The organism is Paraburkholderia sediminicola (assembly GCF_046026895.1).
Classification (GTDB): domain Bacteria; phylum Pseudomonadota; class Gammaproteobacteria; order Burkholderiales; family Burkholderiaceae; genus Paraburkholderia; species Paraburkholderia sediminicola_C.
In genome coordinates, this window is sequence record NZ_JAQQEU010000031.1 from 1 (window position 1) to 16,342 (window position 16,342).

22 protein-coding genes are annotated in these 16,342 nt (G+C 61.3%); 8 read left to right on the plus strand and 14 right to left on the minus strand.

Translation table 11 applies throughout. From position 1 onward, the window contains the following. The 4 genes from PQR02_RS21425 to PQR02_RS21440 form a co-directional block, all read right to left on the minus strand. Nucleotides 1-236 (minus strand): transposase (locus tag PQR02_RS21425; RefSeq protein WP_408235673.1); only part of this gene is annotated, 236 nt, incomplete at its 3' end. A 155-nt stretch (nt 237-391) separates the two neighbouring features. After that, nucleotides 392-913: a DUF8737 domain-containing protein gene (locus tag PQR02_RS21430; RefSeq protein WP_408235428.1), complete on the minus strand. Its 522-nt coding sequence runs from the start codon at nt 911-913 to the stop codon at nt 392-394. 17 nt (nt 914-930) lie between these two features. Continuing rightward, nucleotides 931-1,773 carry a DUF8737 domain-containing protein gene (locus PQR02_RS21435; RefSeq protein ID WP_408235431.1) on the minus strand — a complete coding sequence of 281 codons (843 nt, stop codon included), beginning with the start codon at nt 1,771-1,773 and terminating at the stop codon, nt 931-933. Continuing rightward, nucleotides 1,773-2,624, minus strand: coding sequence for a class I SAM-dependent methyltransferase (locus tag PQR02_RS21440; protein WP_408235434.1), 852 nt, complete (start codon nt 2,622-2,624; stop codon nt 1,773-1,775). Before PQR02_RS21440 ends, PQR02_RS21435 begins: the two co-directional genes overlap by 1 nt. A gap of 131 nt (nt 2,625-2,755) precedes the next feature. On the opposite strand from PQR02_RS21440, the gene PQR02_RS21445 reads away from it, so the two are divergent. Further along, nucleotides 2,756-3,694: a LysR family transcriptional regulator gene (locus PQR02_RS21445; RefSeq protein WP_408235437.1), complete on the plus strand. Its 939-nt coding sequence runs from the start codon at nt 2,756-2,758 to the stop codon at nt 3,692-3,694. Between the two features lie 100 nt (nt 3,695-3,794). On the opposite strand, the gene PQR02_RS21450 is transcribed toward PQR02_RS21445, so the two are convergent. The 6 genes from PQR02_RS21450 to PQR02_RS21475 all read right to left on the minus strand — a co-directional run bounded on the left by PQR02_RS21450 (nt 3,795) and on the right by PQR02_RS21475 (nt 8,788). Continuing rightward, nucleotides 3,795-4,163, minus strand: a complete 369-nt coding sequence (locus PQR02_RS21450; RefSeq protein ID WP_408235440.1) for a nitrile hydratase accessory protein — start codon at nt 4,161-4,163, stop codon at nt 3,795-3,797. 1 nt (nt 4,164) lies between these two features. Beyond that, nucleotides 4,165-4,836, minus strand: coding sequence for a nitrile hydratase subunit beta (gene nthB, locus PQR02_RS21455; RefSeq protein ID WP_408235443.1), 672 nt, complete (start codon nt 4,834-4,836; stop codon nt 4,165-4,167). Then, nucleotides 4,833-5,501, minus strand: a complete 669-nt coding sequence (gene nthA, locus PQR02_RS21460) for a nitrile hydratase subunit alpha (protein ID WP_408235446.1) — start codon at nt 5,499-5,501, stop codon at nt 4,833-4,835. Before nthA ends, nthB begins: the two co-directional genes overlap by 4 nt. 262 nt (nt 5,502-5,763) lie before the next feature. Then, the gene (locus PQR02_RS21465; RefSeq protein ID WP_408235449.1) at nt 5,764-7,134 is read right to left on the minus strand and encodes an MFS transporter; all 1,371 of its coding nucleotides are present in this window, start codon (nt 7,132-7,134) and stop codon (nt 5,764-5,766) included. Nucleotides 7,135-7,195: 61 nt separating this feature from the next. After that, nucleotides 7,196-8,449: a metal-dependent hydrolase family protein gene (locus PQR02_RS21470; protein WP_408235452.1), complete on the minus strand. Its 1,254-nt coding sequence runs from the start codon at nt 8,447-8,449 to the stop codon at nt 7,196-7,198. A gap of 12 nt (nt 8,450-8,461) precedes the next feature. Next, nucleotides 8,462-8,788: a hypothetical protein gene (locus PQR02_RS21475; protein WP_408235455.1), complete on the minus strand. Its 327-nt coding sequence runs from the start codon at nt 8,786-8,788 to the stop codon at nt 8,462-8,464. Nucleotides 8,789-8,882: 94 nt separating this feature from the next. On the opposite strand from PQR02_RS21475, the gene PQR02_RS21480 reads away from it, so the two are divergent. From PQR02_RS21480 to PQR02_RS21495, 4 genes are all read left to right on the plus strand, one after another. After that, the gene (locus PQR02_RS21480; protein WP_408235458.1) at nt 8,883-9,089 is read left to right on the plus strand and encodes a hypothetical protein; all 207 of its coding nucleotides are present in this window, start codon (nt 8,883-8,885) and stop codon (nt 9,087-9,089) included. A gap of 39 nt (nt 9,090-9,128) precedes the next feature. Next, nucleotides 9,129-9,287: a hypothetical protein gene (locus PQR02_RS21485; RefSeq protein ID WP_408235461.1), complete on the plus strand. Its 159-nt coding sequence runs from the start codon at nt 9,129-9,131 to the stop codon at nt 9,285-9,287. Between the two features lie 91 nt (nt 9,288-9,378). Continuing rightward, complete coding sequence (locus tag PQR02_RS21490) at nt 9,379-9,561, plus strand: DUF2934 domain-containing protein (protein WP_408235464.1); 183 nt, start codon at nt 9,379-9,381, stop codon at nt 9,559-9,561. A 70-nt stretch (nt 9,562-9,631) separates the two neighbouring features. Beyond that, nucleotides 9,632-10,027 carry a DUF2784 domain-containing protein gene (locus PQR02_RS21495; protein ID WP_408235467.1) on the plus strand — a complete coding sequence of 132 codons (396 nt, stop codon included), beginning with the start codon at nt 9,632-9,634 and terminating at the stop codon, nt 10,025-10,027. A 1-nt stretch (nt 10,028) separates the two neighbouring features. Here the strand turns inward: PQR02_RS21495 and PQR02_RS21500 are convergent, their stop codons facing one another. From PQR02_RS21500 to PQR02_RS21510, 3 genes are all read right to left on the minus strand, one after another. Next, a complete protein-coding gene (locus tag PQR02_RS21500; protein ID WP_408235470.1) occupies nt 10,029-10,514 on the minus strand; it encodes a universal stress protein in 486 nt (161 codons plus the stop codon). A gap of 696 nt (nt 10,515-11,210) precedes the next feature. Continuing rightward, nucleotides 11,211-12,332: a YncE family protein gene (locus tag PQR02_RS21505; protein ID WP_408235473.1), complete on the minus strand. Its 1,122-nt coding sequence runs from the start codon at nt 12,330-12,332 to the stop codon at nt 11,211-11,213. A 354-nt stretch (nt 12,333-12,686) separates the two neighbouring features. Beyond that, on the minus strand, nt 12,687-13,325 hold the full coding sequence (locus PQR02_RS21510; RefSeq protein ID WP_408235476.1) for a TetR/AcrR family transcriptional regulator: 639 nt from the start codon (nt 13,323-13,325) through the stop codon (nt 12,687-12,689). Nucleotides 13,326-13,554: 229 nt separating this feature from the next. Here PQR02_RS21510 and PQR02_RS21515 point away from each other — a divergent pair, with 229 nt between their 5' ends. From PQR02_RS21515 to PQR02_RS21525, 3 genes are all read left to right on the plus strand, one after another. After that, entirely contained in the window at nt 13,555-13,956 is a 402-nt protein-coding gene (locus tag PQR02_RS21515) for a nuclear transport factor 2 family protein (RefSeq protein ID WP_408235479.1), read from the plus strand. Between the two features lie 43 nt (nt 13,957-13,999). Further along, a complete protein-coding gene (locus tag PQR02_RS21520) occupies nt 14,000-14,755 on the plus strand; it encodes an SDR family oxidoreductase (RefSeq protein ID WP_408235482.1) in 756 nt (251 codons plus the stop codon). A 181-nt stretch (nt 14,756-14,936) separates the two neighbouring features. Further along, nucleotides 14,937-15,368, plus strand: a complete 432-nt coding sequence (locus PQR02_RS21525; protein WP_408235485.1) for a TetR family transcriptional regulator C-terminal domain-containing protein — start codon at nt 14,937-14,939, stop codon at nt 15,366-15,368. A 135-nt stretch (nt 15,369-15,503) separates the two neighbouring features. On the opposite strand, the gene PQR02_RS21530 is transcribed toward PQR02_RS21525, so the two are convergent. Further along, nucleotides 15,504-16,223, minus strand: a complete 720-nt coding sequence (locus tag PQR02_RS21530; protein ID WP_408235488.1) for a FadR/GntR family transcriptional regulator — start codon at nt 16,221-16,223, stop codon at nt 15,504-15,506. Nucleotides 16,224-16,342 lie beyond the last annotated feature (119 nt).

The window sequence follows — 16,342 nt, forward strand, 5'->3', positions numbered from 1 at the left end:
GATTGAATACGGTTCAGGTAACCGTAGATGTAAATCTTGAGCATTACCTCCGGATGATACGAAGGCCGGCCGGTCAACGCTGGCTCAACACCTTCAAACCCGAGCTTCTGAAGATCGAGCTCATCCACAAAGACATCCACCACGCGCACAGGATTGGTGTCGGTCACGTAGTCATCAAGCGCTTCGGGAAGGAGAAAGCTTTGCGTACGACTATCGCCTTGAACGAACCGCTTCATCTTGCTCATCCTCCGCTATCGAATGAAGAATTCTAGCGCTTCAAAAATGTGTTTTGACACAGTCTGGGCCATCTGCGGCCATCGGATGCTTAATATCTGGGACATTTTCGAGGGACGCGGAGGGTGAACGGGAAGCAGGCTAGGGTTTGGTCATGTCATGACTTACGGAACGACAAATAGCTCCGGGTCGCCTTGGACTGAGGGCGCAGCAGCAGATAGAAGGCGACAACATGCGAAATCATCAGCACGGGCACGTAGATGATCGGAATCGCATAGGTAGCGCCCAGCTCTCCCGCATGCGCAGGAAGATCGGACTGAATAGCGTGGTAGTAGTCGAGCACGAGGTCGGTCGCGCCCACCAGATTGAAGAGTACGACGAACAACCAGAAGAGTGGGCGTATTGGTGCTGTGAGTAGAGCCAGCATCGCCAGAACTCCCGTTGCCAGGTCACCGTATGCGGCGAACACGGCGAAGCTGGCAGGCAGATCGGGGCTGACGATGCCCGGCAGGATGAAGACCAGTCCGAAGAAACGGAAGCTGTGCAAGGTGGCGATGGCGCGTTGCGCGTCGAATGGGTCCACCGATTTGAGCCTCGGCCACGCGTATGCGCGCAAGCAAAGCAGCCACGCGACATACCCCAGAACGAGATGCAATTGGAAGAGACGTTCCGTTGACATGCTACCTCCATCGAAGGTTAGGGAAGGGATCCGCCGGCGCGTCGCCGGATCAGCTGGCGCAGCGACAACGCATGTAGCAGGATCGATCCTGGCACCACGAAAGCAGGCGTCAGAACATCCGGATAAGCGCCGGCGCCGATGCTCGGCACGCTCGGAGCAATCAACTGGAACGGACCGGGCGAGGTGATCATCCCCAAGGCCATCCCGACGGCGAAGTCGGCGAGGCCGAAGATGTTCCAGGCGATCGCCGCCTTCCGCCCTTGAGCTGTACCACTCGCCACGGCGATTGCCGCCGGTACGGCGAGCAGGCCGGTCAATACATCGCCGGTTCCCGCCGGCAACGCGAACACGCCTGGCAGCACCCCATGCAGCCAGGCAGCGAGAGCCCAGCTGCCGAATACCCGGTAAAGCTGAAGAGCGACAAGCCAGGTCTCCGGCATCGCATCGAGCACCTGCCCTACCCGTTTCGACAATAGCAACAACGGCGTGCCGAACATCACCGGCAGGAAGATCGCTAATGGCAACAACGGCAACGGTGAGGCGCCCGTGCGAAAGACGCCATTGATCGCCGCGCTCCAGGCGACAGCAAACCAGAGCGTGTGCGGAATCACGACCGCCAGCCAGGTCGTGCGGCGTTGGCTCGGCGTCAGGTCCGTGTTTTCGAGGGCGAGCCACAAACCTACCGCGATAAGCGCATGGGCCATCAACTGATGGGCTGTGGTAGGAACCCCGCTGGTCGGGATAACCGGTTTCCAGTAGATCAACACGATCCACAGCGCTGCCAACGAGATGAGCCAAAGCCGGCTGCGCCAGGCGGCCCGCGGGGGGACGATACCGGCCGGAATAGAGGCGGCGGTCATCAGCAGTCCTCCATGTGAATCCCGGTCTTCGTAGACGCGGCCTCGAACACCGCAGCGAGAATGCCGAGCCGGCCTTCCAGGAGATTTCGCCCCAGGTTGGTCGAAAGCTGTGCAAAGTCCGGGCCCATCACCACGCCCAGATTGAGCGAGGACGGCGGCCCCGATGCACGCAGTTGGGTGATCCAGGCCTTTGCGGCCTCGGTGCCGTCTTGCCAAGCCAGCGTACGGAAACCGGCTTTTTCAATTGCCTCTTGTGTTGCGTCGGCCGTCAGGAGGAAGCTCGTGGCCGGTGTTCGCGCCCAAGGAACGGGGTAGTGCGGTTCGCTGCCGTTTGCGACGACATCGAACGTCGCAAACTTGCCGCCTGGCCTCAGCACACGTCGGATCTCTCCATAAAGTCGTGCGCGATCGGCGATGTTCATGGCCACATGCTGCAGCAAAACGACGTCAAAGCAGCTAGGGTCGAACGGAAGTTCCAGCGCGCTGGCGGTATGAAACGACACCTGTTTGCTCTGCCCCGTGCGTTGTGTGAGATAGCGCGCGGCATCGACGAACGGTTCGCTGAGGTCGATACCCGTCACCCGGCAACCATAGCTTGCAGCCAGAAAACGGGCCGGCCCGCCGACGCCCGAACCGACGTCCAGCACCGACATGTCGGCGGTGATCCCGGCCAGTTCGGCAAGCTCGGCGGTGGCAGCCAGCCCGCGGGTATGAAACTGGTCGAGAACGCCCAGTTGCTGCGAAGTGAGCCGTTGATCCTCCGGCCCAAGGACCGTGAGCGCGATCTTTAGCCGCTCGGTCAGACCGGTCGCGCGATAGTGATCGCGCACGCCATCAAGTGCATCAGTCATGGCAAGGTTCCTCCACAGTCGTAGCGGATGGTTCAGGGCTTGCGAGTCAAGCTCGGCGCGCCCCTTCATCTGTAGGCGTAGGTGTACCATGGCCTCTCGCGAACGACTATTCATCACAATGTTGACGGGCTATGAAGCAGAACTTCACAGTCAGGCAGGGCGCGCTCGATGGCGTGGAGGTGTTCCTGAGCGTTGCCCAACATCACAGTTTTCGCCGGGCAGCCGCCGAACTCGGGGTGACGCCGTCGGCCGTGAGCCAGGCGGTGCGTGTGCTTGAAGAGCGCATCGGCGCAGCGCTCTTCATCCGCACCACGCGTAGTGTCGGCCTGACCGAAGCTGGCGAACGGTTTCTTTCGCGCGCGAAGCCTGCCTTCGAGGAGCTTGTCGCCGCTGGGGAGGTGGCGCGCGGACTCGGCCAGCGGCCCGCCGGATTGTTGCGTCTTTCCGTGCCGCGCGCCGTGGTGCCAATCCTGCTGGAACCACTGATTGCATCCTTCTGCAAGGCTTATCCCGAGGTCGAAGTGGAGATCGCCGCGAGCAAGGAACTGATCGATCTCGCAGCGGAAGGGTTCGACGCCGGTATCCGGCTGGGTCAGTTCGTCGCCGCCGACATGGTCGGGGTACCGTTGACGCCACCGTTTCGTCTGGTCGTCGTCGGCAGCCCGGCCTACTTCGCAGAACGCGGCCGGCCCGAGCACACGGACGATCTGCGTCAACACGCGTGCTTGCGATGGCGCAGATCCGGCGGCGCGCTCGCGCTATGGTCATTCAACAGCGACGGCAACGCGATCGAGATCGCCGTAACCGGCCCTTTCATCGCCCATGATTTTCCCACCCTGCTGGGTGCGGCAGTCGAAGGTATGGGGCTTGCCCAGCTACCTGAGCCGATGGTCGCTGAAGGGCTGAGAGCGGGAAAACTGATGCACGTCCTGGAGCCGTTCGCGCCGGTGATACCGGGCGTGTTTCTGTACTATCCAGGCCGCCGGCAGATCATGCCGAAGCTGCGGGCCTTCATCGATCATGTGAAGAGCCGCCCGGCAGGCCAACGCAAAGTCTCGGGTACAGGATGACTATTGGCGTGCTGGATTGCAGAAGAGAAGCTGATGTTTTCCTTTATATGGACATCATGATGGCGAAGGCTTCTTAGACGCGTGCATAAAGCGCGCACTGTCACTTCAGCTCGATCGGCTGCCCATGTGGTGTATGTCGTGCAGCGATGTCCCATTCGATCCGGCGTTGCTCGAGGAGGCCGATGGTCAGCAATCCCTTGCGGGCGCTGATGCGCTCCAATGCCGTCAACCAGTGGCTGTAGTAGGTGTCTCCATGGTCTGGGTCGCCAGCGGCCTGCGCATCGCGGATTGCCTGATTCAGACATTCCGCCCATTCGGCCCACGTGAGCAGGCCATGCTCATGCAGGCTCAACGTCATGGCAAACGCGCGGGCTTCCCATGGCGCACGGAAAACGGGCCCTGCATCGTCACAAGGCAATGCCGGCAAGGCAGCGCGCAGTTCGGGAAGATTCGGCCGGGTATGCGTCATATCAGGCAGAGGCGGCATCCGGATAGTCCAGATAGGGTTCCCAGCAATCGACACATACGGATGCCGCAGTCGTATCCTTCCCCCAGAGTTCCGACGCATCGAAGCGAACGGTATACAGCCATTTCGGCTGTTCACCCAACCCGATTGCGTTGGTGTCGGGAAATACGTGCGGAGCGTGCACAGCGATGATTCGACCTCGTCTGCCTCGGCAATAGCGTGGCAACCGCGTATGCGTGGATGGGTTGAACCGACGGGTCAGGACCGCGTCGCCCACCTTGTAGCGTGCTTCGGTGACCGCAGGACGATCGACAGGGCTGCCCCGGCGTAGCGCCGCAGCCACCTCGCTGGCCATCAACACGCGGGGCACCGGCATCCCCGCACTGCTCGACACGCCGCAAGCGATTTCCTCGGCCGTCGCCAACCCCTTATCCAGCAGCAGCTTTTTCAGACCTTCGAACCAGATCTCGAAGTAGCTGCTGGTGAGATATTGCGCAGGCGGCAAGCTCTCCCGCGCCGCACGAGACATGTCGATGTTCCATTTGCCGACCGCGCCCATCGCCAGCGTAATCGCCAGCACGTGACGCTCCCAGTCCGCGTAAAAAATCAGCGCGTCGGCTTCCGGCCGAATCGGCCCGAACGATTGCATGCCACCGAGATCTTGCGCGCCGTTCATGTTGACTCCCGTGCGGGTTCCGGTGTCCTGGGCAGACCTGTGCCGATCATCGAGTCACGTGTCACCAGTTCAGCCAACGTTTCCTCGGAAAAACCAGCGGTTCCGGGAGGCTGCATAGGCAATACCAGATAACGGACCTCCGAGGTGGAATCCCATACCCGAAACTCGACTTCGGCGCCCAACTCCAAGCCGAATTCCTTCAGTACACCTCTCGGATCGATAATCGCACGGGACCGGTAGGGCGCCGACTTGTACCAGACCGGCGGAAGCCCAAGGACCGGCCACGGATAGCATGAACATAATGTGCAGACCACCATGTTGTGCACGGCGGGCGTGTTCTCCAACACGACCATGTGCTCGCCCTGCCTGCCTTGATAGCCGAGCGAGGCGATCGCTGCGGTCGCGTCGTCGAGCAACCATTGTTTGTAAGTGGGGTCGTGCCACGCTTTCGCTATCACGCGGGCGCCGTTGCGCGGCCCGACCTTGTGCTCGTAGGTCTCGATCAGTACGTCCAGCGCGTCGGGATCGACGTATCGTTTCTCGACCAGCAGGGATTCCAGCGCTCGGACGCGCAAGTCCATCTCCGACAGCGCACTGCCCGCGTTATCGTGATCATCAGCATGCGGATGCTGCGACTCGTGGCCATGGGAATCGTTGCCATTCATGGAAGTTCGCCCGGAAGTGCCCGACTTGACGAGTATGGTCGGCGCAACGTGTAAATGCAATTCGGAAGTGAAAGCCGCAGGCGAGGTGATGAATGGCTCAATTCGACTCTCCAGTTCGCTCCCCCGCCGTGGCGACCGGACCGGCCTGACTTTGCATCCCTTCAACGCGATCAACCGGCTACATTCCGCCCATCCGGCGGGTTGCCGTTCGAGGTGGACACGGCAATGCGCATGCCCATTTCGTCGCAACCACGCCACCGGATCAACGCTCGACTTGCCCCGCGGCAATATCCTCGAGCGACCTTCCACGCGTCGGCACCCCCATCAGCACCACGGCCAGCGCACCGGTCAGCAACACGAGAGTGGTCGCGCCGAACACCCCCCCAAACCCCAGCAGCGGATAAACATATCCGACGAGAATAGGCGCGGCAATCGCACCCAGCCTTCCAATTGACGAAGCGAGCCCCGTACCCGTTGCGCGCACGTCGGTGGGAAAGACCTCCGGCGTATAGGCATAAACGCCGGCATAGGTGCCGTTCATGAAGAACGACAACAGAATCCCCGACACCATGATGCCCGCATCGGTGCCCGTCAACGCGAGCCCAAGCGCCGATACGCCGCCGAGGATCATGTATGACGCGATCGTCGCCTGCCGGCCGATCTTCTCGTTGAGCCATGCGCCCGAAAAGTAGCCCGGTATTTGCGCGATGTAGATCACGAGCGAATACGAAAAGCTTTTCGTGATCGTCATACCGTTCTGAACCAGCAAGCCGGGAATCCACGTGAAAAACGCGTAGTAGCTGAACGTAATGGAAAGCCACATTAGCCAGGTCATCGCCGTGATGCGCGCGAGCTTCGCGGTCCACAACGCCTTGACATTCGCGATCACCGACGCCCGTCCCGCTGCGAGAGGAACGGCGCCCTCACGCACGGAAGACAGCGGTTCCAGCTGCACGCCTCCTCGCATCACCTCGGCCTCCATCCGCGACACGATCGCATCGGCCTCCGCGTGCCGGTCGCGCGCCTCCAGCCAGCGCGGCGATTCGGGCAACGCGCGCCGCCACCAGAGCAGCATCACAATGGGCAGCGCAGTGATGACCATGACCGCCCGCCATGCATTGGGTGCGAGCGGAATCACCAGATACCCGAGCAGCGCGGCCGCCACGAAGCCGAACGAGAAGAACCCCGCAAGGCTGCCGGTGAAACTCCCGCGATACCGGCGCGCCACGAACTCCGAGAGAAACGGCGCGACAATCGCGCTTTCCGCGCCCGTGCCCAGGCCGGCGACAATGCGTGTCGCGAGAAAAAAGCCCCAGTCGTTGGCGACCGCGCTGGCAAGCGACGCGACGCAGTAAATCACCAGCGCATACATCATCACCTTGCGCCGGCCGATGATATCGCCGAGCATGCCCGCGAGCATCGCGCCGACGAAGTAGCCGATGAACGTGCCGCTGCCCAGCACACCCGTCTGCACGCTCGTCAGCCCCCATTGCACGCGCAACACCGGCAGCAGGAATGCGAGCACCGCGGCGTCCATCGCGTCGAAGGTGTAGCCGAGGCCACCCATCAACAGCAGACGGCGGTGAAAACCCGAAAACGGCAAGCGCTCGATGCGAGCGGCAATCATCGACATGTACAGGCTCCGAGAGGGATGGTGGGACGCTGCGTTCGCAGCGCTATACGTTCAAGCTGGTTCACGCGGCACGTTCAAGTTCGTTGACGAAGAGCCGGCCATCCTTCATCACGAGTGGAATATGCTCGCCCTGGCCTAACAGACAATCGACCGACTTCAGCGGGTTGCCATCGACCACCAGCACATCGGCATGGGCACCCGGCATGATCCTGCCGAGCTTGTCCTGCTTGCCGAGTATTTCCGCTCCAACGACGGTCGCGCTCGCGATCACCTCGGCCGGCGACAGCACTTCGGCCAGAAGCCGGAACTCGTCGCTTTGCAGACGCTGCGCCTCGCCGAGCAGATCCGTGCCGAAGCCCATCTTGACGCCGGCGCGCTTCATGATTTCGATCGACTGCATGCCGGCGCCGTGCACGTCCTCGATCTTCGCAATGCTTTCCGGCGGCAGGCCGTACTTCTCGCCTTCGCTTGCAAGGGCGTCGTAGGTGACGAGCGTCGGCACGACATACGCGCCGTGCTCCGCGACGAGGCGCGCGGTTTCATCGTCGATCAGATTGCCGTGTTCGATCGTGCGCACGCCACAACGTACCGCGCGCGCGATTGCCGCCGGTGTATAGGCATGAGCGAGCACGTAGGTGCCGCGCCCCTGCGCTTCCGCGACGATCGCGCGAATCTCGTCTTCCGAGTAGCCGAAGGCACCGACCGGATCGGTCGGCGAAGCGACGCCGCCAGACGCCATGATCTTGATCTGGTCGGCGCCCATCTGCAGTTCCTCGCGCACCGCGCGGCGCACCGCATCGACGCCGTCCGCCACGCGACCGAGCGCGCCCACGCGCACGCAGCATCCGCACGGCGAATCGGGAGGCAAGTAGTCGGAGCGGGCGCGCGGATCGGCGTGACCGCCGGTCTGGCTCAACGCGCGGCCGGAGACGAAAAGACGCGGCCCCTCGACGAGTCCCGACTCGACCGCCTGCTTGAACGGATGCCCTGCACCGCCCGCGTCCCGCACGGTGGTGAAGCCGCGGCGCAGCATCGCGCGCATGATCGGCACGGCGCGCAGCGTAACGAGCACATTGGGCAGGGTCGCCACGCGCGGCAGGTTGAACTCGATTGCGACGACATGCACATGCAGATCGATCAGACCCGGCATGATCGTTTTGCCTTTGACGTCGATCACGTGCGCGTTGCTGCTCCTGATCGGCCGGTCGGACACTTCGCGCACGAAGCCATCCTCGATGAGGACTTCGTAGCCTTCCAGCAGATCAGGACGAGTAGGATCGAGAAGCGCGCCGTTACGTAGTAGAAAGCTAGTCAACGTGTGTCTCCTTCAAGTGTTGGTCACAGCGCCCGGCATTCGGGCCTCGCCTTCGAGTATGCAGGCTAGTGTATGGAAGCGCTGCCAGGGATTTTCATCAGGAGTGTTATGAGCCGCATGGAGTATGTGCGCTGACGAACATATCGCGCGAAGCAGCGCATGCTCGCCGGTCGACACATCATGCTGCGCTGCGATGGCCTCGTCGTGATCCCGCCAATATTTCAAAGGATTCCGTAAATATCTCAAAAAAGCTTTTCCCACATATTGATCTTTTGAGCGCGTGAGCATTAAGATGGCTGCGTTGGCTCGCGACATGCCATCCGCTTGCAGCGGTGACATTGCGCAGCAGCCATCCCCGAACTGATCCTGCTCGCGACGCGAGGCCCACGGATCGGGTTCCCCGCGAAGCAGCAAGCCCAGCCAGGAGACGGAGATGCTCAGTCCACATGAATTCGCGACTCTCATGCTACTCAAGGATGCGCCGGATCTGCCGAGCCTGGACGGTGCGGATCTCGAAGCGCTTCTGGACCGACAGCTCGTCAAGCTGGAACAACTCGCCTCCGGACGACAACGACCTCTCATCACGCATGACGGCCAGATGTTTCTGAACGCCGCCGCTCGCATCCTCAACGACGACTGACACGCATCGCCTGATCTCTTTCACAGTCAAGGAGCTACCGTGGGCGAATCGGGGATCGGAATCACTGTGGGTCTGTGCGGGCTGACCGCTGCCGTGCTGCTGGTTGCCAGTCACTACTGGCGCGAGTGGATGCGTCGAAAGCACCTGAAGCGGATGGACCATCGCGATTGCTGGGAAGTGATGCGCGACCGTCGCTGACGGTGCGCCCGCCCGTCGATGACCACGAGTCACTACAGGGGGTTCTCGGGGCTTTCTTTCGCGAGTACTCCTACGATAAGGAGACGCAGACATGCCCGAGCCATCATTGGCAGAACGAATCCGTGAGTGCGCATTCCTGCTTTGGCAACTGGACGGCAGCCTCGAAGGCTGCGCCGACGAATATTGGCGAATGGCACGCACGCTGATGGAGCGCGAAGCCCAGCCTCAAGCCGCGCAACACCCGTTCGATTCGGACCGCGCGGCTGCGGAGTGATCGTTGGGCAAGGACAAGCCTGTTTGATTCAATCGAAGGCGCAGCGAAGCCGGTCGCGGGACAACCGATCATGATCTGGCTAGCCGATGCAGTGCTGGTCGTGCATGCGCTGCTCGCGTTTTTCATCGTGTGCGGGCTTGTCGCGATCTGGACGGGCGCCGGTCTCGGCTGGGACTGGATACGCGGCCGGCTTTTCCGGCTCGCGCATCTGCTGGCGATCGCCATCGTGTCGACGCTGGCGCTGCTCGGTATCGCGTGTCCGTTGACGGTGCTGGAGGACTGGTTGCGTACCGGCTCGCTGGAACAACAAGGCTTCTTTCAGCGCTGGGTGAGCCGGCTGCTTTACTACGATTTGCCGGCGTGGGTATTCACGCTTTCGTACGTCGCTTTCGCGTTGCTGGTGGTGCTCACCTGGCGCCTGATTCCACCGCACAGCGTAGCTCACTCAAAGGTGACGCGCCGGTGACTCACACAAACGGCGTTTCATCCGTCGACAGTTGCTCATCCTTCGCGTGGCGTTTCTTCATCGTCGACGGATCGCGCACGATGGTGACCGCGCACGGTGCATACGCGAGAACCTGACGCGCGACCGAGCCGATCAGCCAGCGATCGAACGGCGTATGACCGCGATGGCCGACGACCAGATGATCGATACCGTGCCGCTCCGCGTAGAGCACGATCTCCTTGGCGGGTTGCCCTATCACGAGATCGAATGCCGGGTGCTCGCCATTCGAGGCGAGCTTCGCCTTGACGTCGTCGAGGATCGCGTTGCCATGCCGCACTTCGAGATCGACCAACTCCTTTCTCTCCAGCTCTATCGCGCCCCAGTCCGGCGCGCGCGCCACGACGAGCACACACAAGCGCGCGTCGAAGCGCTTTGCCAGATCGACCGCGAACGTAACGGCATGCCGCGCGGATGGCGACCCGTCGTAACCTACCAGCACGTTTTGCATGATTTGCTCCTGTGCGGTTCAAACCAGACCATGTCTTGATTGAAACCGCGAGCGTTTGCCGAGGTCCGGCGGCGGCCCGGGAAAGCATGCGCGACCGTCCGTCTCGCGGATGCGCCGCGCGGCGCGTTGCGAACGACGTCGATCCCGGCGGCGTTAAATCAGTTGTCGTCGCTTCGCGGTGGAAGATGCTCGTGAGGTTCGGGCTCTGCCGCATCGGCATTGGGAAGGTCGCTTTCCGCCGGCTTTTGCGATCGCCGTGAGTGGGACTTGCGGGACGTGCCGGAGGGGTTCTGCACGGGGTCGAGAGGCTTGCCAGTCGGCTCAGCGGATGGGTCGGAGGGCATGGTTTGCTCCTGCGCTGATGAATGCTGTTTCTACCATGATAGACCGCTTCTTGAATTTGAGGGATGCGGGAGAGCGGCGTTCGCCGCAGCGATTGCTGCGGTGCGCAAGCGGGCGGTTTTTTTATTCGTAGACCTGATGCATACCTGGGAATGGGCGTATTGCGCGTCCGCATTCTGGGCCAGAGCGAGCCAATTAGAACGCATCTGAGAACAACTGAAAGACAGTAGCCACCCGCGCTCCAAACCCGCAACCCAGCGGATCATGGAGCGTTGGTGGGAACGCCCATCCAGTTGGTGCCGAAACGTTTGTGCGGTCAGGGTCATCCGAACTGGCCCGTTGGACGATGGTCCCCTAGTGGGTGGAGAACACCGAGATGCCGCCGTTGGGGAATGCCGCCGCGCCGGGCTGGAACGGCACATACACTTGCCCGAGCGTGCTGTCGATGGCGACAGAATGCGCCCCTGTGCCGACCGCAATCTTAAAGAGCAACTGCCGTGACGCACCGTCGATCACGCCCATCTGTGGGCTAAATCCCGAGGCTGCAGCAATACCGCTCGTGACGTAGTGCCTGGCCGGCAAGAAATAGCGATTGGACGCCGGGTCGTAGCCGACCTGGTCCACCCCGCCGAATGGCAGGCTAGCTCGAATTGCGCCACTCGCACGATCGAGAATGAGCGTGATGAGCGGGTCACCGGCTGGCGGATCACATCCAACGAGCACGTCGTTATTCGGGCCAAGCACGATTCCCGTCGGCCCGCATTTGCCCAATGGAAACGACTTGCTGACAGAGGCGTTTCCCGCCACCGCCGAACTGGCGGTAATGACGTCAAGCTCGCCGTCGGGATTCGCGGAGGTGCCGTCGTTGTTGATCAGGAAGCTCTTCGAGGCAGGATCATAGGTACACGCTTCAAGCCCCGACGATCCATTGAAAGGAAGCTTTGCCACAGCTGTTTGCGTCAACGTGGAAATGAACGTCAGAAACGGCGGAGAGTCTCCCGGGCTCGCGTACATCACGAGATGATCGTCGGGATCGTAGCAGCCCTCATCGACGCGCGATCCGGAATTGCTAATGGCAATTGTGTTGACGGTCTTGTGCGCGGCCGTATCGATCACCTTAACCGAGTCCACGTCCCCGACATAGATTGTGTTCGTGCCGGTAATGCCTACGATTCCATCGGGACCGGACTCGTTTGTCGTTGCGCCAGCGCCTGTGAATGGCCCTGGAATCTGTGCGACCAAGGTGTTCGATTTCGTGTCCACGAGATCGATTGCTTTGTTATTGCGGTCGGCGAGAAAGTACTGGCCGGCCTCGACGTAGCCAATGTCGAAACTGAATGGCGGGCTCGACGCGTTGGGCACGGCGATGTTCGTCAATAGCTTTGGCGGTGTCGGTGCGCTGATGTCATCTCCACCTCCGCAAGCGGCCAACGCGGCCACGGCGAGCAACATCAAACTCATCAGGCGCTTGTCCATCTATTCGTCTCCTTTCCGTTTATCGGCCTGATCGTCGGTGCATGGATCGGCCTGAGTACTTGAATTTCTTCCACCCTTCGTAGACCAAAATCGACGATCCATTTCTTAAGGAATCTTAAGAAATCGTCGCCTGAAGATACGGCAGTACGGTTCACACAATGGCGGCGAGGTGGAAAATCGGAAAGTAAAAGTTATTTATGGTATGCATTGAATGGACGCTATGGCTGTAATCAATCTGAAATTCCATAGACGGGGTGGTGACACGCCAACTGCAATTTCAGTCCACGGATTGTTCCTGAAAGGATCGCTTCACCCGACTCAACAGCTAGAATGAAATTGACCGTCTGTGCTACGCTAGCACCTGCGCGCGCGACGACGTGATCGAATTCCCGGTTGTGCATCCACGGCAGCGAGGAGAAGCTGGCGGCCCTCATCGAGAATTTCATCCGCCAACGCCGGATCAATATCGGCAACAGCACGCGAAAGCAGTAGCGTGCCAACCATCTGGCTGAACAGCGTGATCGCCTTCCTGCGGCTATCTTCTTTGCTTCCATGTGTCTCTTCGATAACTCGGGTGAATCGTTCCAGGTTACCCGCGAGACCCTCTGCGTAAGCGTTGCGCGCCACTTCGCTCAACCGGCGCGCGTCGCCCACGAAACCCGACAACGGACACCCCGCATCGATATCTGCGCGATGCTCGGGGGACAGGTACCACTGAATCTGTTGCCTGACAGGGTCGGCGTCAGCCGATCGGGCAGCTTCGATTATTGAGCCAAACGCATCTCCACCATCTTGCATCGCCTTGTCCATCACCGCCGCGACCAGCGCGTCCTTCGATTTGAAGTGGTTGTAGAACCCGCCCTGTGTAAAGCCCGCCGCCTTCATCAGTTCGGCGAGCCCGACCGCATCGACCCCGCGCTCCCGAAACAGTTTGTCGGCGGCTGCCACGATCGCCTGCCGGTTCTCAATTGCCTGCTGCTTGGAAACACCCATTCCCGCTCTCCTCAGCCAACCACGGGCCAATAAGACCCATCGAAAAATACAATGGTGATCACCATTGACATTGCCGCGACGCACGCCCAGAATCCACCCCGATGACAATGTCATTCACCATTGTCTAAGTATAGCCTTCTTTACCTGAATGGTCAGGCATCAGGGGGCATAACGGCTTTGCGGCGCCTGAGCGCGTCGCCGGCCGCGTCTTTTTATAGAGGAACCCGACATGACGAAGACAACCCCTGCCCAGAACAAGGCGCTCGTGCTGGAAGCATTCGACACCCTGTTCAACAAGCGCGACTACGTTGCGGCAGAGCGCTTCTGGTCCGATCGCTACATTCAGCACAGCGCCCATATCGCGCCAGGGCGCGAAGGCCTCTTCGATCTGGTCCGCACGCTGCCCGATAGGTTGCGTTACGAGAACCAGCTGATCGTGGCCGAGGGCGACTATGTCATCGCACATGGCCGCTTTTCGGGAAGCGGCAGACCCGCCGCGTGGATTGCCGCCGATGTCGTGCGCTTCGAAGACGGCAAGCTGGCCGAGCACTGGGATGTCCTTCAGGACGAGGCGACCCAGATCCAATCCGCGAGCGGCCTGCCGATGTTCGGCGAGCGCTTTCCTGCCTGACCACATCAGCATCAATCACTCAGGCATCAACGAGGAAACGATCATGAAACTCACCGGAAACACGATCTTCATTACGGGCGGCGGTTCAGGCATTGGCCGCGGGCTCGCCGAGGCGCTTCACAAGCGTGGCAACAAGGTCATCATCAGCGGCCGCCGGCGCAGCCATCTCGACGAGGTGGTGGCGGCGAATCCCGGCATCGCCGCGATCGAGCTCGACATCAACGATGTCGCCAGCATCGAGCGGGTAGCGGCACAACTGATCGCGGACTATCCCGATCTCAACGTGCTGGTCAACAACGCAGGGATCATGCAGCCGGACCAGGCGGGCGGCCACATCGACGACGCGCTGATGGTGTCCACCATCACGACCAACCTGATGGGGCCGATCCGCATGACGTCGGCGCTGATCGATCACCTCAAGACCAGGAATGACGCTGTCGTCGCCTATACGAGTTCGGTGCTGGCGTTCGTGCCGTTGGCCATGACCGCCGTGTACTCGTCGACCAAGGCGGCACTGCATTCGTACATTCTCTCGCAACGCTTCATGCTACGTGACACGAAGGTTCGCGTACTCGAGATCGCTCCGCCCTGGGTACGTACGGACCTCATGAACAGCCGCGAAGCAGAACAGGCGATGCCGCTTGAAGCGTTCATCGACGAAACGATTGCTGTCCTCGGGACGGATGTGGATGAGGTGCTGGTTGAAGGTGCGAAGCAGTTCCGCGAGAACCCGGGGCCCGCTGAGCATGGGTTCGTCAATGGCTTGAATGCACAGATGCTGGAAGTGCTGGGCGGATGAACGGCCACCTGCCGGATACGTTTGCGAGCGGCTATACACCGAAGTCAGGCGACCTGCTCAACCTGATCTCCACGGACGCGCTGTCGGGACGCTTCTAACATCGTGGTCGATGGATTCACCGCTACGCCGACCTACGATGCGACGGGCGTGCATGTGCTGTTGAAGAGCTGAGCAACATGAGTTGCGTGCCGCCGGGCTTGCGCCCGGCGCGCTTAAGGCCGATCAACCGCTAGCCGGCGCATTATTGTCCGTGCACGAGAGTGCGCTTGCGCTCTACCTTCCGGTTGACGAGGCGCCGCGCGGATGTTTCCTGATCGGCACGGCACTGGGGGAATCGAGGGGGGACGCCAAGGTTCGCGAGAAACTCGCGAACGGATTGAATACCTTCGACGCCGCATTCGAGCGGCGATTCAAGCGCGCCAAGGCGCAGGGCGAACTGGATGCGGCGGCGAATCCTGCGGCGCTCGCGAAAGTGGCGTCGGCGATTCTTCACAGCCTTGCCTTGCGTTCGCGTGCAGGCGACTCACGCGAATCGCCGGGTGCGACCGCGAAGGCCGGTATCGCACTGATCTGCGCTGCGGTATGCCAGGCAAGCGGCGACGCAAATCCGTGAGCACGGGTAACACGCATAGCGGCGGTGAATCGCCTGCGGCCCCGCGCAAATCAGGCACGCGACGCAAGCTCACGGGCTAGCTGGATCGCAACACGACCACACGGTAAACACCGCCCACGGCCGGAGGCCCGATGCTCATCCGCCAAACAGATTGTGCCGGATCTGCTTCAGATGCCCGGTCAGCAGTTCGCACGCGAGATCCGCGTCGCGGTCGCGCAGCGCTTCGACGATCGCGCGATGCTGCGCCTCATACTCCGAACGCCGCTCGGGCGTCAGCGACTTGCGCTTGAGCCGTCCCCACTCCCCCTGCTCGCGCACTTCGTTGGTCAGTTCGAGCACGCGTAGAAAGAAGCTGTTGTGCGTGGCGAGCGCAAAGGTCTTGTGCAACTCGCCATCCCACTTCTCGAACTCCTCGATGCTCTGCGCGGCCTCCGACCGCTCGATGCATTCGACCATCCGCGCGAAGTCCCCCACCGTCGCGTAACGCACGATCAGGCCAGGCATCAGCGGTTCGATCAGCAGACGCGCTTCCATCAGTTCGGCGGGGCTGGTCTGTACGACTTCATGCGGACTCGCCGGCGCAGCCGCCGCCTCGGCGCCCGCCGCATTCCGTTGCGGCAACACGAAGGTGCCGCTGCCCACCGCTTGCGTAATGAGCCCGCGCCCCTTCAGATCGGCCAGCACCCGCCGCACCGCGCCGCGCGACGCTCCGAATTCCTCGCTGAGCTCGCGCTCGGCGGGCAGCTTGACGCCTTCGCGTAAGCGCCCCGTGCTAATGGCTTCCTCCAGGTAGCTCGCGAGCGCGCGCGCGCCCTCCGCCCTGACGGAAATCTTGCCTGTCTCGACGTCGCCCATGACCGTATTCCTTGCCGCTGAAACGCTTTACATAGAACCAATTGGTATCTATTTTTGGTTAACCCTAGTTGGTTCTGGTCGCATTTGGTCCTACAGTGACAGAAATTCTCACCAACTGG

What these genes read in the sequence shown, in the direction of transcription:
- PQR02_RS21430 (WP_408235428.1), bottom strand. Translation starts at nt 913, where the DNA reads ATGTCAACGGAACGTCTCTTCCAATTGCATCTCGTTCTGGGGTATGTC.
- PQR02_RS21435 (WP_408235431.1), bottom strand. Translation starts at nt 1,773, where the DNA reads ATGACCGCCGCCTCTATTCCGGCCGGTATCGTCCCCCCGCGGGCCGCC.
- PQR02_RS21440 (WP_408235434.1), bottom strand. Translation starts at nt 2,624, where the DNA reads ATGACTGATGCACTTGATGGCGTGCGCGATCACTATCGCGCGACCGGT.
- PQR02_RS21445 (WP_408235437.1), top strand. Translation starts at nt 2,756, where the DNA reads ATGAAGCAGAACTTCACAGTCAGGCAGGGCGCGCTCGATGGCGTGGAG.
- PQR02_RS21450 (WP_408235440.1), bottom strand. Translation starts at nt 4,163, where the DNA reads ATGACGCATACCCGGCCGAATCTTCCCGAACTGCGCGCTGCCTTGCCG.
- nthB (WP_408235443.1), bottom strand. Translation starts at nt 4,836, where the DNA reads ATGAACGGCGCGCAAGATCTCGGTGGCATGCAATCGTTCGGGCCGATT.
- nthA (WP_408235446.1), bottom strand. Translation starts at nt 5,501, where the DNA reads ATGAATGGCAACGATTCCCATGGCCACGAGTCGCAGCATCCGCATGCT.
- PQR02_RS21465 (WP_408235449.1), bottom strand. Translation starts at nt 7,134, where the DNA reads ATGTCGATGATTGCCGCTCGCATCGAGCGCTTGCCGTTTTCGGGTTTT.
- PQR02_RS21475 (WP_408235455.1), bottom strand. Translation starts at nt 8,788, where the DNA reads ATGTCACCGCTGCAAGCGGATGGCATGTCGCGAGCCAACGCAGCCATC.
- PQR02_RS21480 (WP_408235458.1), top strand. Translation starts at nt 8,883, where the DNA reads ATGCTCAGTCCACATGAATTCGCGACTCTCATGCTACTCAAGGATGCG.
- PQR02_RS21490 (WP_408235464.1), top strand. Translation starts at nt 9,379, where the DNA reads ATGCCCGAGCCATCATTGGCAGAACGAATCCGTGAGTGCGCATTCCTG.
- PQR02_RS21495 (WP_408235467.1), top strand. Translation starts at nt 9,632, where the DNA reads ATGATCTGGCTAGCCGATGCAGTGCTGGTCGTGCATGCGCTGCTCGCG.
- PQR02_RS21500 (WP_408235470.1), bottom strand. Translation starts at nt 10,514, where the DNA reads ATGCAAAACGTGCTGGTAGGTTACGACGGGTCGCCATCCGCGCGGCAT.
- PQR02_RS21505 (WP_408235473.1), bottom strand. Translation starts at nt 12,332, where the DNA reads ATGGACAAGCGCCTGATGAGTTTGATGTTGCTCGCCGTGGCCGCGTTG.
- PQR02_RS21510 (WP_408235476.1), bottom strand. Translation starts at nt 13,325, where the DNA reads ATGGGTGTTTCCAAGCAGCAGGCAATTGAGAACCGGCAGGCGATCGTG.
- PQR02_RS21515 (WP_408235479.1), top strand. Translation starts at nt 13,555, where the DNA reads ATGACGAAGACAACCCCTGCCCAGAACAAGGCGCTCGTGCTGGAAGCA.
- PQR02_RS21520 (WP_408235482.1), top strand. Translation starts at nt 14,000, where the DNA reads ATGAAACTCACCGGAAACACGATCTTCATTACGGGCGGCGGTTCAGGC.
- PQR02_RS21530 (WP_408235488.1), bottom strand. Translation starts at nt 16,223, where the DNA reads ATGGGCGACGTCGAGACAGGCAAGATTTCCGTCAGGGCGGAGGGCGCG.